Origin of the sequence: Rhizobium sp. CCGE531 (genome assembly GCF_003627795.1) — a bacterium.
Taxonomy (GTDB): domain Bacteria; phylum Pseudomonadota; class Alphaproteobacteria; order Rhizobiales; family Rhizobiaceae; genus Rhizobium.
On sequence record NZ_CP032684.1, the window covers coordinates 2,006,686 to 2,019,169 of the forward strand.

The following is a 12,484-nucleotide window of genomic DNA, read 5'->3' on the forward strand; positions in this document are numbered from 1 at the left end:
TTATTATGCAGATGCACATTTATCGGTCAAATCGCATGCAGTAAAAGCGGTTGTTTTTGAGGCAGATTTCGCATCTATAATGGCTGTCATGATGTTGCCGCTTGCCGACCTGCTCCTCACGCCCGACGATATGGCCGCCGTCGACAGCGCCGCTGCCGCGTCCGGCATCGATTCCTATGGACTTATGGAAAGGGCGGGTCAGGCTGTGGCCGCCGTAGCGCTTCGGCGCTTTCCCGAGGCGCATCGATATGTCGTTCTTTGCGGGCCGGGCAATAATGGCGGGGACGGGTATGTCGCGGCGCGTGCGCTGCGGCAGGCCGGAGCCGAACTACGGCTTTTCCATCTTGGCGACCCGAAGCGGCTCAAGGGCGATGCAGCCTGTGCCTTTGCCGATTGTCCCGTCGGAGGCGAGACGATCGGCCGCTATGTGCCGAAGGCTGGCGATGTGGTGATCGACGCCATCTTCGGCGCGGGGCTTTCCCGCTCCGTTCCGGATGAGGTGGCCGCCGTCATTGCGCAAGTCGCCGAAGCGAAACTTCCCGTCATCGCCGTCGATCTGCCGTCCGGCATCGATGGGCGCAGCGGCCGTATCCTCGGCGCCGCCTTCGATGCCACACGTACCATTACCTTCATGACGCGCAAGCCGGGCCACCTTCTTCTTCCCGGTCGCGATCTGTGCGGCGAGCTGGAGGTGTTCGACATCGGCATTCCCGCCCGCATCGTTCGCGCCCACGCCGACGATCTGATCGCGGAAAATTTGCCGGCACAGTGGCAGGCTAAGATCCCGTCGGCGGGCGCAGATGCGCACAAATACAAGCGCGGCCATCTGATCGTTTTCTCAGGCGGACCGAACGCGACGGGCGCCGCGCGCATGTCGGCAATGGCGGGGCTGAGGGCTGGGGCAGGGCTCGTCACCATCGCCTCGCCATCCGAAGCACTTGATGTCAATGCCGGCCTGCTCACAGCAATCATGTTGCACGCGGTCGAGGATGAAGCTGCCCTACAGCAATGGCTCGCCGATCAGCGCCTCTCGACCTTCATTCTCGGGCCGGGCTTTGGCGCCGGCGAGAAGGCGCGGCAATTTTGCCTTGCGCTCGCGGATCGCCATCTGGTGCTGGATGCGGACGGCATCACTTCGTTTCGCGACGAGCCGCAACGATTGTTCGATGCTTTTGCCGAAGGGCCGACGCGATTGGTGCTGACGCCGCATGAGGGAGAGTTTGGCCGGCTTTTTCCCGATATTGCCGCCGACGAGACGTTAAGCAAGATCGACAAGGCAAGAGCGGCTGCGGAGCGGTCACATGCCGCCATCATCTATAAGGGTGCCGATAGTGTCATCGCCGCGCCGGATGGCAGGGCACTGATTAATGCCAATGCGCCGCCCTGGCTTGCCACAGCCGGCTCCGGCGACGTGCTGGCGGGTATCATCGGCGGCCTGATGGCGCAGGGCGCCGCCGCCTTCGAAGCCGCCGCGGCCGGCGTCTGGCTGCATGGCCTCGCGGGCCAACACGCCGGCAAGGGGCTGACGGCCGAAGATCTCGTCGCGGCCGTCAAACCGCTGTAAGGCTATTTTGCCACTTCTTCCTGCAATGCGATCGCGCCCGGAGGCGCATTCACCTTGCCCTCATGGATCATGAAGGCAAAGACATCACGCGGCTCGGCTTTGACCTTGCGGGTCGCATCGATCAGCGGCAGATCGTCCGGCACCTTGCCCTCGGCCCATGTTTTCAGGCGATCCGCCCAGGCTTTCAGATCCTTCGGCGGATAGCAGGTCTTGATATCGTCCGACCCCTTCTGCAGGCGGGCATAGACGAAGTCGGCCGTCACGTCGGCGATCATCGGATAGTCGAAATGCTCGGCGCAGACCGGTGCCACATTGTATTTCTCAAGCAGGGCGACGAACTCAGGCACCTTGAAGGAATCGTGCCGGACTTCGACGACATGCTTCAGCCCAAGACCATCCTGCTTGGGCGGCAGCAGCTTCAGGAATGCCTCGAAATCATCCGGGTCGAACTTCTTCGTCGGTGCGAATTGCCAAAGCAGCGGCCCTAGATGATCGCCGAGCTCGCTGATGCCGGATTCCAGGAAGCGCTGCATCGACTCGCCCGCTTCGGCAAGCACGCGGCGATTGGTGACGAAGCGGGTAGCCTTCAAGGAGAAGATGAACCCATCGGGAACGTCAGCGGCCCATTTGGCGAAGACTGCGGGCTTCTGGGTGCTGTAATAGGTGCCGTTGACCTCGATCACCTTCAGCTGGCGGCTGGCGTAGTTCAGCTCGTCCTTCTGCTTCAGCGTGTCGGGATAGAAGGTCCCGCGCCAGGGCTCGAAAGTCCAGCCGCCTATGCCTGTGCGGATTTCGCCCGCTTTGGTCATTCTCTCCTCCTTGGACGTTCCGTCGGGTGAACCTCACTCCGCTGCCGCAACCTTCTTCATCGGACGCCGCTCCAGCAGCTCCTTCAGGAAATGGCCCGTATAGGAGCGCTTTTCGCTGACGATCGCTTCCGGCGTTCCCACCGCCACGATCTCGCCGCCGCCGTCGCCGCCTTCCGGACCGAAATCGAGGATCCAGTCGGCTGTTTTGATGACTTCGAGATTGTGCTCGATGACAACGACAGAATTGCCCTGATTGACCAGCTCGTGCAGCATTTCCAGAAGCTTGGCGACGTCGTGGAAGTGCAGCCCGGTTGTGGGTTCATCGAGAATATAGAGCGTGCGGCCCGTCGATCGCTTCGACAGTTCCTTGGCTAGCTTGACGCGCTGCGCCTCGCCACCCGAAAGCGTGTTGGCCTGCTGTCCCACTTTGATGTAGCCGAGGCCGACATCCTTGAGGCTCTGCAGCTTGTCGCGCACTGCCGGGACGGCCGCGAAGAAATCGACGCCTTCCTCGACCGTCATGTCGAGCACGTCGGCGATCGACTTGGTCTTGAAGGTGACGTCGAGGGTTTCGCGATTGTAGCGCTTGCCGTGGCAAACGTCGCAGGTGACGTAGACGTCGGGCAGGAAGTGCATTTCGATCTTGATGACGCCGTCGCCCTGGCACGCCTCGCAGCGGCCTCCCTTGACGTTGAAGGAGAAACGGCCGGGCTGATAGCCGCGCGCCTTGGCTTCCGGTAGTCCGGCGAACCAGTCGCGGATCGGTGTGAATGCGCCCGTATAGGTCGCCGGGTTCGAACGCGGGGTCCGGCCGATCGGCGACTGATCGATATCGATCACCTTGTCGATATGCTCGAAACCGTCGATGCGGTCGTGATCGGCCGGGATTTCGCGGGCGCCCATGACGCGCCGCGCGGCCGACTTGTAAAGCGTCTCGATCAGGAAGGTGGATTTGCCGCCGCCGGAAACGCCCGTAACGGCGGTAAAGACACCGAGCGGGATAGACGCCGTGACATTTTTGAGGTTGTTGCCCCTTGCGCCGACAACCTTGATTTCCTTGCCCTTCTTGGGCTTGCGACGCTCGTCGGGAACCGGCACGCCGAGTTCGCCGGAGAGATATTTACCGGTCAGTGACTTCGGGTTCGCCATGATATCCTGCGGCGTGCCATGCGCCACCACCTGGCCGCCATGCACACCGGCCGCCGGGCCGATATCGACGACATCGTCGGCGGTCAGGATCGCATCCTCGTCATGCTCGACGACGATGACGGTGTTGCCGATGTCCCGCAGGTGCTTCAACGTCTCCAGAAGACGGGCATTGTCGCGCTGATGCAGACCGATGGACGGCTCGTCGAGAACGTAGAGAACGCCCGTCAGGCCCGAGCCGATCTGCGATGCCAGTCGGATGCGCTGGCTTTCGCCGCCGGAAAGCGTGCCTGAATTGCGCGACAGGCTCAGATATTCGAGACCGACATCGTTGAGGAAGCGCAGGCGATCGCGGATTTCCTTGAGGATACGGACCGCAATTTCGTTCTGCTTTTCGGTAAAGGTCGCCGGCAGCACGTCGAACCAGTCGCGGGCGACGCGGATCGACATTTCCGCCACCTGGCTGATGTGCAGCTTGTTGATCTTGACCGCCAGGGCCTCGGGCTTCAGGCGATAGCCGTTGCAGGCCGGGCAGGGGGCTGCCGACATGAAGCGCTCGATCTCCTCGCGCGCCCAGGCCGAATCCGTTTCTTTCCAACGCCGCGCGAGGTTGGGTACGATGCCTTCGAAGTTCTTGTGCGTTGTGTAGGAGCGCGCGCCATCGGCATAGTGGAATTCGATCTTGTCTTCCGTGCCGTTGAGAATGACGTCCTTTGCCTTGTCGGACAGCTCGTTCCACCGGTTGCCCAGCTTGAAGCCGTAGTGCTTGCCGAGCGCCTCGAGCGTCTGGTTGTAATAGGGTGAAGTCGACTTGGCCCAGGGAGCGACGGCGCCATCACGCAGCGTGCGTTCCGGCTCCGGCACGATCAGTTCCGGATCGATTTTCTGCTGCGACCCGAGGCCGTCGCAGGACGGGCAGGCGCCGAAGGGATTGTTGAACGAGAACAGGCGCGGCTCGATCTCGGGAATGGTGAAGCCGGAAACCGGGCAGGCGAATTTCTCGGAGAACAGCACGCGCTCATGCGTCTCGTTCAGCGACTTGTTGGCCGAACCGCCGGCAGCGGTTTCCTCGGGCGGCAGCGGCTTGTCGGCGAATTCCGCAACCGCAAGGCCGTCGGCAAGCCGCAAGGAAGTCTCGAAGCTGTCGGCCAGGCGCGCCGCCATGTCAGTCCTGACCACGATGCGGTCGACCACGATGTCGATGTCGTGCTTGTACTTCTTGTCGAGCGCCGGCACGTCGGCGATCTCGTAGAACTGCCCGTCGACCTTGACGCGCTGAAAGCCCTTTTTCATGAGCTCCGCCAGTTCCTTCTTGTATTCGCCTTTACGGCCGCGCACGAGCGGCGCCAGGATATAGAGCCTCGTACCCTCCTCGAAGGCGAGCACGCGGTCGACCATCTGGCTGACCGTCTGGCTCTCGATCGGCAGGCCGGTGACCGGCGAATAGGGCACGCCGACGCGGGCAAACAGCAGGCGCATATAGTCGTAGATCTCGGTGACCGTGCCGACCGTCGAGCGCGGATTGCGCGAGGTGGTCTTCTGCTCGATCGAAATCGCCGGCGACAGGCCGTCGATCTGGTCGACATCCGGCTTCTGCATCATCTCGAGGAACTGGCGCGCATAGGCCGAAAGGCTTTCGACGTAGCGGCGCTGGCCTTCGGCATAGATCGTATCGAAGGCAAGCGACGACTTGCCGGATCCGGAAAGGCCGGTCATGACGATCAGCTTGTTGCGCGGCAGGTCGAGGTCGATGCCCTTGAGATTGTGCTCGCGCGCACCACGTATGGAAATAGTCTTCAGTTCGCTCATCGTCGTATGCAGGTCCCTTGGAGTCTGCCTTTATTTAGTGATGTCAGCCCGCGAGTCGAGGCTGAAATGGTGGGCAGGATCAGGTTTTCGATTCTGTTGACATGATCATAAGGACAAATTAGAACAAATAAAGAACAAAATGCCCTATGGATATTTCTTTGTGGATGAAGAAGCCTTGGGCGGTGCAGAAACAACACCTGATGGCGGCAATGGTCTAAGGTGCGCCGATGGAATTCAAGGGCCGTCGATGGGCGGCAAGTAGGGTGGTATCATGGCCGGTAGTGTGAATAAGGTAATTCTGGTTGGAAATCTCGGGGCGGACCCGGAAATTCGCCGCACGCAGGACGGCCGCCCGATCGCCAATCTCAATATTGCGACTTCGGAAACCTGGCGCGATCGCAATTCCGGCGAGCGCAAGGAGAAGACCGAATGGCACCGCGTCGTCATCTTCAATGAAGGTCTCTGCAAGGTCGCGGAACAGTATTTGAAGAAGGGCGCCAAGGTCTACATCGAAGGCGCGCTGCAAACCCGCAAGTGGCAGGATCAGAATGGTCAGGATCGCTACTCGACCGAAGTCGTGCTTCAGGGCTTCAATTCGACCCTGACGATGCTCGATGGCCGAGGTGAAGGCGGCGGTTCCATTGAAGGCGGCAGCCGTGGCGGTCGTAGCGGTGGTGACTTCGGTGGCGGCGATTATGGCGGTGATGATTATGGCCAGCCTTCTTCGCAGGGCTCCTCCCGCGGCGGAAGTGGTAATCGCGGTGGCGCTCCCAGTGGCGGCGGCGGCAATTTCTCGCGCGATCTGGACGACGATATCCCGTTCTGAGGCTGGCATACGCAGTCGGATTTTGAAAGGCCCGCCTTCTCGGCGGGCTTTTTCATGAAAAGGTCAGCGCCGCCTTTGCGCCATCCACGACGAATTGCGCGGCAAGTGCCGCTAGGATGACGCCGAGCAGCCGGGTCAGGATGGCGCGGCCGGTGGCGCCCAGCATGCGGTCGAGCCTGTCGGAAATGGCAAGAGCCGCAAAGACGAGGGCGAGGTTGACGGCGATGACGCCGATCAGTTGCGCCCGGTCGAGTGTCGTCTGCAGCGATCCCGCCAAAAGGATCGTCGCCGAGATGGCGCCAGGACCGGCGATCAGGGGCAAGGCGAGGGGGAAGACCGCGATATTGCGGATGTGATCCTGGGTGATCGCGACTTCGGTCGTCTTCTCTTTCCTGTCCTGCCGCCGCTCGAACACCATCTCGAAGGCGATCCAGAAGAGCAGCAGGCCGCCGGCGATGCGGAAGGCGCCGATGGAGATGCCGAGAACGCCGAGGACGCTCGCTCCGAACAGAGCGAAGGCTGCCAGAATGAAGAAGGCGATGATCGAGCCGCGCAGTGCCACCTGCTTGCGCTCGGAGCGGTTCATGCCCGCCGTAAGTCCGATGAAAAGCGGCGCGAGCCCAGGCGGATCGACAGTGACAAGCAAGGTCGTGAAGGCATTGATCAGCGTATCCGCGCTCGCCATATAGTCCCCGGAGCTTGTTCTATCGTTGTTATCGACCATTGTTATGCGAGGAATGGGCTTTCGCAAAGGGCCGTGCGTCGCTATCGGCGGGTTCCGCCATGGAAATGTTCGATTTCATGGCTTAAAGGGGCAAAAGCTGTTCAAAAACATCGGCCAAAATTGGCGCTCGCTGGGCCTTTCGGCTATAAATTTCGCAGTGATTCTAAAAGAGATCGTGATCTGTTTTGACTGAGCAAACACCACCCGGCGGCGGGAAGCTCCCGCCAGGCATCGAGCCGATTTCCATCATCGAGGAAATGCAGCGGTCCTATCTCGATTACGCCATGAGCGTGATCGTCAGCCGCGCGCTTCCCGACGTTCGCGACGGTCTCAAGCCCGTTCATCGGCGCATCCTCTATGCGGCCAATCAGAGCGGCTATCACTGGAATCGCAAATATGTGAAGTCCGCCCGTCCCGTCGCCGACGTCATGGGTAGCTACCATCCGCATGGCGACGCCTCGATCTATGACGCCTTGGTCCGCATGGCGCAGAACTGGTCGATGCGCGTGCCGCTCATCGACGGACAGGGCAATTTCGGCTCCATCGACGGCGATCCGCCGGCGGCGATGCGTTATACGGAATCGCGCCTGACGAAGGTCGCCCACGAGCTTATCGAGGATATCGACAAGGAAACGGTCGACTTCCAGGAAAACTACGATGCGACCACGGAAGAACCCAAGGTTCTGCCGGCGCGCTTCCCGAACCTGCTGGTCAACGGTTCCGGCGGCATCGCCGTGGGCATGGCGACGAACATTCCGCCGCACAATCTGTCGGAAGTGATCGACGGCTGCATCGCCCTCATCGACAATCCGGCGATCGAGCTGCCTGAGATGATGCAGATCATCCCCGGTCCGGATTTTCCGACCGGCGCGAAAATACTCGGCCGCGCCGGCATCCGTTCCGCCTATGAGACGGGCCGCGGCTCCGTCGTCATGCGCGGTGTTGCGACCATCGAGCCGATGCGCGGCGATCGCGAGCAGATCATCGTCACCGAGATTCCCTTCCAGGTGAACAAGGCATCGATGATCGAGAAGATGGCCGAGCTGGTGCGCGACAAGCGTATCGAAGGCATTTCGGATCTGCGCGACGAATCCGACCGGCAGGGCTATCGCGTCGTCGTCGAGCTGAAGCGTGACGCCAATGCGGATGTCATCCTGAACCAGCTTTACCGCTACACACCGCTGCAGACCTCCTTTGGCTGCAACATGGTGGCGTTGAACGGCGGCAAGCCCGAGCAGATGAACCTGATGGACATGCTGCGGGCCTTCGTGGCATTCCGTGAGGAAGTCATCAGCCGCCGCACCAAGTATCTGCTGCGCAAGGCGCGTGATCGCGCTCACGTCTTGGTCGGTCTCGCGATTGCCGTCGCCAATATCGACGAAGTCATCCGCGTCATCCGCCAGGCGCCGGATCCGCAATCGGCCCGCGAAGAGCTGATGACGCGCCGCTGGAATGCCACGGACGTCGAATCGCTTATCCGGCTAATTGATGACCCTCGTCATCGTATCAACGAAGATGGCACCTATAACCTCTCGGAAGAGCAGGCGCGCGCCATTCTCGAACTGCGTCTGGCACGTCTGACCGCTCTCGGTCGCGATGAAATCGATGAAGAGCTCAATCAGATCGGCGTCGAGATCAAGGACTATCTCGATATCCTTTCTTCGCGCGCCCGCATCCAAACCATTGTAAAAGACGAGCTTTCTGCCGTTCGCGAAGAGTTCGGAACGCCGCGCCGCACTGAAATCGTCGATGGCGGTCTCGAGATGGACGACGAGGATCTGATCGCCCGCGAGGACATGGTCGTCACCGTTTCCCATCTCGGCTACATCAAGCGCGTGCCGCTGACGACCTATCGCGCGCAGCGCCGTGGCGGCAAGGGTCGCTCCGGAATGACGACGCGTGACGAAGATTTCGTTACCCGGCTATTTGTTCTCAATACACATACGCCCGTCCTGTTCTTCTCGTCTCGCGGTATCGTCTACAAGGAAAAGGTCTGGCGTCTGCCGATCGGCACGCCGACCTCGCGCGGCAAGGCGCTGATCAACATGCTGCCGCTGGAGCGGGGAGAGCGCATCACCACGATCATGCCGCTGCCCGAGGACGAAAGCACCTGGGACAATCTCGACGTCATGTTCACGACGACGCGCGGAACCGTGCGCCGCAACAAGCTGTCGGATTTCGTGCAGGTGAACCGCAACGGCAAGATCGCCATGAAGCTCGAGGAGGAAGGCGATGAAATCCTCTCCGTCGAGACCTGCACCGAGCACGACGACGTGCTGATGACGACGGCGCTCGGCCAGTGCATCCGCTTCTCGGTTTCGGACGTGCGCGTCTTTGCCGGCCGCAACTCCATCGGCGTGCGCGGCATCAGCCTTGCATCCGGCGACCGCATCATCTCGATGACGATCGTCCGGCACGTGGATGCCGAACCTTGGGAACGCGCGGCCTATCTCAAGCGCTCCGTCAACGAACGTCGCTCCGCAACGGGAGACGATGAGGAAATCGCTCTGGTCGGCGAAGAAGTCACCGAAGAGGGACAGCTCGGCGACGAGCGCTACGAAGAACTCAAGGCGCTCGAACAGTTCGTTCTGACCGTCTCGGAAAGGGGCTTCGGCAAGCGTTCGTCTTCGTACGATTTCCGTATCTCCGGTCGCGGCGGCAAGGGTATCCGCGCCACCGATACGTCGAAGACGGGAGAGATCGGCGAACTCGTTGCCGCCTTCCCGGTCGAAGATGGCGACCAGATCATGCTCGTCTCGGATGGCGGCCAGCTGATCCGCGTCCCTGTCGGCGGCATCCGCGTCGCCAGCCGTGCCACCAAGGGCGTCACCATCTTCTCCACCGCCAAGGATGAGAAGGTCGTATCCGTCGAGCGCATCAGCGAGCCGGAAGGCGAAGACGACGCGACGGTCGAGGATGACGCCGTTGCCGGTGAGGCAGGAGTTGCCGGCGGCGAAACCGAGGGTGGCAGCGAAGAATAAAGTTGCGCCGCAACCCGGTCGGAAAAGCTGGAGGCTGATCCGACCGAGCCACTTGAAAAAGGAAGTTTTTCAATCGCATGAGCTTGGCAACAGGCTCATGCGATTGTTTTTTTGGAGTGCGGGCTGGCTCACTGGAAAATCGCGGCAGACTCTATTCGGGCTGCCTATTGCTTCGGGAGACGGGCGTCAGAACTTCCAGGCTTTCCCGATCCAGCTGTGCGAGAATCTCGTCGTAGCCAAATCGGAAATGCCATCCGAGGACCGTGCCTGCAGATTTCGAGGCGTAGACCCGATCGATGCTTTGCGGCAGAGGCCAGTTTCGCTGCGCAAATTTTGCGGCAAGGCCCGGAGCGCGCAATCGGATGACGGAGGCTGCGTCGACCGCGAGCGCCTCGCAATCTTCCGGTTTGAACAGCGTGCTGGCGGAAACGATATGCCGCTGAAAATCTTCGCCGCCGTTCGTCAATGCCGCGACATGGGCATCCGCGACGTCCCGGATATCGACGCCGCGATGCAGGCGGTAGGCGGCCATCACATTGGCTGGTTCCGGAAAACTCCGAGACATGCGCAAAACGCGCACCTGCAGATCCGGACTGGCCATATCCGCCAGGATCCTTTCGGCATCCAGTTTCGTGCGGTGATAGATGCTTTTTGGTTGCGGCACGGCGTCTTCATCGATCCATGTGCAGCGGCCGGGAGCGGCTGCATGGCCATAAAGCGCCGTCGTGCTCGTAAACACCAGTCGCTTCACGCCGGCCGCCAGAGACACTTCAGCCAGGAAACGCGTCCCGTCCACGTTGATGCGGCGAAATTCGTCATCAGGGATCGCTGCGACATGTGGAGCGTGCAGCGCCGCGCAATGGACGATTGCATCCGCATCCGTCAGCGCCTGGCGCAGTAGCACCGCATCCGTAAAATCTCCAAGTAGATGCGTCGTCGAAAACGGCGAGCGATCGATGCCTACGACCGAGTGATTGGCCGCCAGCACGTTGAAGATCGCCCGACCAAGCCGCCCTGAACTGCCTGTCAGAACAATGCGCATGGCGATCCCCTGATGAACTGGCCCATCATAGCACGATTGCCGCGCTTCTTGGCGCAAGATCAGATGCTTGCAGAGCGGCGAAAGGATCTGAGGGGTCAATGTATCGGCAATAAAAAACCGGACGCTGGCGGGGTAGCGTCCGGTTCATGATCCATCCGAGCATCTGGCGGGGAGAGGATGCTCGGTACGCGGAAATCAGAGCGTCTTGTGACGCTTATGCAATCTCTTGCTCTCTTCGCTCTCGCGATGGAGCGCCGAAATGGTGGATGCGACTGACACGATAAACATGATGCTGATGAAAAGTGTAAGCAGCGTCAAAATTGTGAACATGATCGCTCCCTCCTTTGGTGGGACTAGCGTTCAGATCCCTTTAGTATTGGCTCGTGGCAACGAAGGGACGAGCCGAAGCAAAGGGACCGTAGACCTTCGACTGGTCGGGTTTCTGATCGTAAAGCGCAACGGTTGCCGCGAGCATTCCCGAAATCATGGCCATCCAAACAACGTTAATGAGGGTGATCTTGTCGGGCATACACTTTTTCCTTCTTGCCGCAATGTGCGAACTGAGTTTCGGACTGTTAACGCGGCGTTTCCTAAATGGTTCCGCCGATCTTGAGGGCTATCTAGCAATGCGCGCCTGAAGCGACCTTGAATACCTTGTTCATCTGGCGTTCAGATTCGCGATGCGTCTTGCGCATGGCAGTGGCGATTTCTTGGGCAAAATCGACGTCTTTACCGTTTTCCAGGGAGGAATCCCATTCGACCTCATAATTGTCGGCGACAAGATGAACGAGATATTCGACGAAAAATGAACCGACGATGGCGCCTGCGATAATGAAGACAAGCATGGCATGATTTCCCTGAGACGAAGATCGGCGAGCCGTTTGACCAGGCCCGTTTCGATGTTGAAGCCAGTAAAGCATTGTCGAGCTGAAACAGGCTTGAACGTCGCGTTCATCCGGTGTTCAGAGGCGGTCCTTGGGTTGCAAATGACTTGCGATGCGGCCTCATCCGTGACAAAAGGCGTCAAAACAACGAGCCGGCTTGGTATGACGACAGCCTTTTATCCCGGATCCTTCGACCCGATGACTAACGGACATCTGGATGTCCTTGTGCAGGCGTTGAACGTCGCCTCGAAGGTGATCGTCGCGATCGGCGTTCACCCCGGCAAGAAACCGCTCTTCTCCTTCGAGGAGCGGGCGGAACTGATCCGCGGATCGCTCGCCGAGGCTCTGCCGCAGAAGGCGAATGCCATTTCCGTTGTCGCCTTCGACAATCTGGTCGTCGATGCCGCCCGCACCCATGGCGCGACCTTGCTCGTGCGCGGTCTGCGCGATGGCACCGATCTCGACTATGAAATGCAGATGGCCGGCATGAACCGGCAGATGGCGCCGGATATCCAGACGCTGTTTCTGCCCGCCGGCACGGCCTCGCGGCCTATAACCGCCACATTGGTGCGGCAGATCGCATCCATGGGCGGCGATGTCAGCGCCTTCGTACCGTCAGCGGTTCTGGAAGCCCTGACCGGCAAACTCAAAGATGCGGCCAGCGTCAAAAACTGAGCCAAAATTCATTTTCCGAACGGA

The 12,484-nt window shown here is 60.4% G+C and carries 11 protein-coding genes; 4 read left to right on the forward strand and 7 right to left on the reverse strand.

Annotated elements, in window-relative coordinates; all coding sequences use genetic code 11:
• Nucleotides 1–88: 88 nt before the first annotated feature.
• Nucleotides 89–1,564, forward strand: a complete 1,476-nt coding sequence (locus CCGE531_RS09750; protein ID WP_120666680.1) for an NAD(P)H-hydrate dehydratase — start codon at nucleotides 89–91, stop codon at nucleotides 1,562–1,564.
• Between the two features lie 2 nt (nucleotides 1,565–1,566).
• Here the strand turns inward: CCGE531_RS09750 and CCGE531_RS09755 are convergent, their stop codons facing one another.
• Both CCGE531_RS09755 and uvrA read right to left on the reverse strand, forming a co-directional pair.
• On the reverse strand, nucleotides 1,567–2,373 hold the full coding sequence (locus tag CCGE531_RS09755) for a DUF72 domain-containing protein (RefSeq protein WP_120663970.1): 807 nt from the start codon (nucleotides 2,371–2,373) through the stop codon (nucleotides 1,567–1,569).
• A 33-nt stretch (nucleotides 2,374–2,406) separates the two neighbouring features.
• Nucleotides 2,407–5,328, reverse strand: coding sequence for an excinuclease ABC subunit UvrA (uvrA, locus tag CCGE531_RS09760; RefSeq protein WP_120663971.1), 2,922 nt, complete (start codon nucleotides 5,326–5,328; stop codon nucleotides 2,407–2,409).
• A gap of 271 nt (nucleotides 5,329–5,599) precedes the next feature.
• Between uvrA and CCGE531_RS09765 the strand changes: the two genes are divergently transcribed.
• Complete coding sequence (locus tag CCGE531_RS09765) at nucleotides 5,600–6,154, forward strand: single-stranded DNA-binding protein (protein WP_120663972.1); 555 nt, start codon at nucleotides 5,600–5,602, stop codon at nucleotides 6,152–6,154.
• Between the two features lie 52 nt (nucleotides 6,155–6,206).
• Here CCGE531_RS09765 and CCGE531_RS09770 read toward each other — a convergent pair whose 3' ends face one another.
• Complete coding sequence (locus tag CCGE531_RS09770) at nucleotides 6,207–6,839, reverse strand: MarC family protein (RefSeq protein ID WP_120666682.1); 633 nt, start codon at nucleotides 6,837–6,839, stop codon at nucleotides 6,207–6,209.
• A 224-nt stretch (nucleotides 6,840–7,063) separates the two neighbouring features.
• On the opposite strand from CCGE531_RS09770, the gene gyrA reads away from it, so the two are divergent.
• Entirely contained in the window at nucleotides 7,064–9,859 is a 2,796-nt protein-coding gene (gene gyrA, locus CCGE531_RS09775) for a DNA gyrase subunit A (RefSeq protein ID WP_120663973.1), read from the forward strand.
• Between the two features lie 151 nt (nucleotides 9,860–10,010).
• On the opposite strand, the gene CCGE531_RS09780 is transcribed toward gyrA, so the two are convergent.
• The 4 genes from CCGE531_RS09780 to CCGE531_RS09785 form a co-directional block, all read right to left on the reverse strand.
• Nucleotides 10,011–10,901, reverse strand: a complete 891-nt coding sequence (locus CCGE531_RS09780; RefSeq protein ID WP_120666684.1) for an NAD(P)-dependent oxidoreductase — start codon at nucleotides 10,899–10,901, stop codon at nucleotides 10,011–10,013.
• A 195-nt stretch (nucleotides 10,902–11,096) separates the two neighbouring features.
• A complete protein-coding gene (locus tag CCGE531_RS35185; protein WP_281023965.1) occupies nucleotides 11,097–11,231 on the reverse strand; it encodes a hypothetical protein in 135 nt (44 codons plus the stop codon).
• A gap of 40 nt (nucleotides 11,232–11,271) precedes the next feature.
• Nucleotides 11,272–11,430, reverse strand: a complete 159-nt coding sequence (locus CCGE531_RS34220; RefSeq protein WP_162943881.1) for a hypothetical protein — start codon at nucleotides 11,428–11,430, stop codon at nucleotides 11,272–11,274.
• 91 nt (nucleotides 11,431–11,521) lie between these two features.
• Nucleotides 11,522–11,746 (reverse strand): hypothetical protein, encoded by a 225-nt coding sequence (locus tag CCGE531_RS09785; protein WP_245459036.1) that lies wholly within the window; start codon nucleotides 11,744–11,746, stop codon nucleotides 11,522–11,524.
• Nucleotides 11,747–11,947: 201 nt separating this feature from the next.
• Here CCGE531_RS09785 and coaD point away from each other — a divergent pair, with 201 nt between their 5' ends.
• Complete coding sequence (gene coaD / locus CCGE531_RS09790; protein WP_120663975.1) at nucleotides 11,948–12,460, forward strand: pantetheine-phosphate adenylyltransferase; 513 nt, start codon at nucleotides 11,948–11,950, stop codon at nucleotides 12,458–12,460.
• The last annotated feature ends 24 nt before the right edge of the window (nucleotides 12,461–12,484 follow it).

Excerpts from the sequence above, each read along its gene's own strand:
- CCGE531_RS35185 (WP_281023965.1), bottom strand. The coding sequence starts at position 11,231 with ATGTTCACAATTTTGACGCTGCTTACACTTTTCATCAGCATCATGTTT.
- CCGE531_RS09780 (WP_120666684.1), bottom strand. The coding sequence starts at position 10,901 with ATGCGCATTGTTCTGACAGGCAGTTCAGGGCGGCTTGGTCGGGCGATC.
- CCGE531_RS09765 (WP_120663972.1), top strand. The coding sequence starts at position 5,600 with ATGGCCGGTAGTGTGAATAAGGTAATTCTGGTTGGAAATCTCGGGGCG.
- CCGE531_RS09785 (WP_245459036.1), bottom strand. The coding sequence starts at position 11,746 with ATGCTTGTCTTCATTATCGCAGGCGCCATCGTCGGTTCATTTTTCGTC.
- CCGE531_RS34220 (WP_162943881.1), bottom strand. The coding sequence starts at position 11,430 with ATGCCCGACAAGATCACCCTCATTAACGTTGTTTGGATGGCCATGATT.
- uvrA (WP_120663971.1), bottom strand. The coding sequence starts at position 5,328 with ATGAGCGAACTGAAGACTATTTCCATACGTGGTGCGCGCGAGCACAAT.
- CCGE531_RS09755 (WP_120663970.1), bottom strand. The coding sequence starts at position 2,373 with ATGACCAAAGCGGGCGAAATCCGCACAGGCATAGGCGGCTGGACTTTC.
- coaD (WP_120663975.1), top strand. The coding sequence starts at position 11,948 with ATGACGACAGCCTTTTATCCCGGATCCTTCGACCCGATGACTAACGGA.
- CCGE531_RS09770 (WP_120666682.1), bottom strand. The coding sequence starts at position 6,839 with ATGGCGAGCGCGGATACGCTGATCAATGCCTTCACGACCTTGCTTGTC.
- CCGE531_RS09750 (WP_120666680.1), top strand. The coding sequence starts at position 89 with ATGATGTTGCCGCTTGCCGACCTGCTCCTCACGCCCGACGATATGGCC.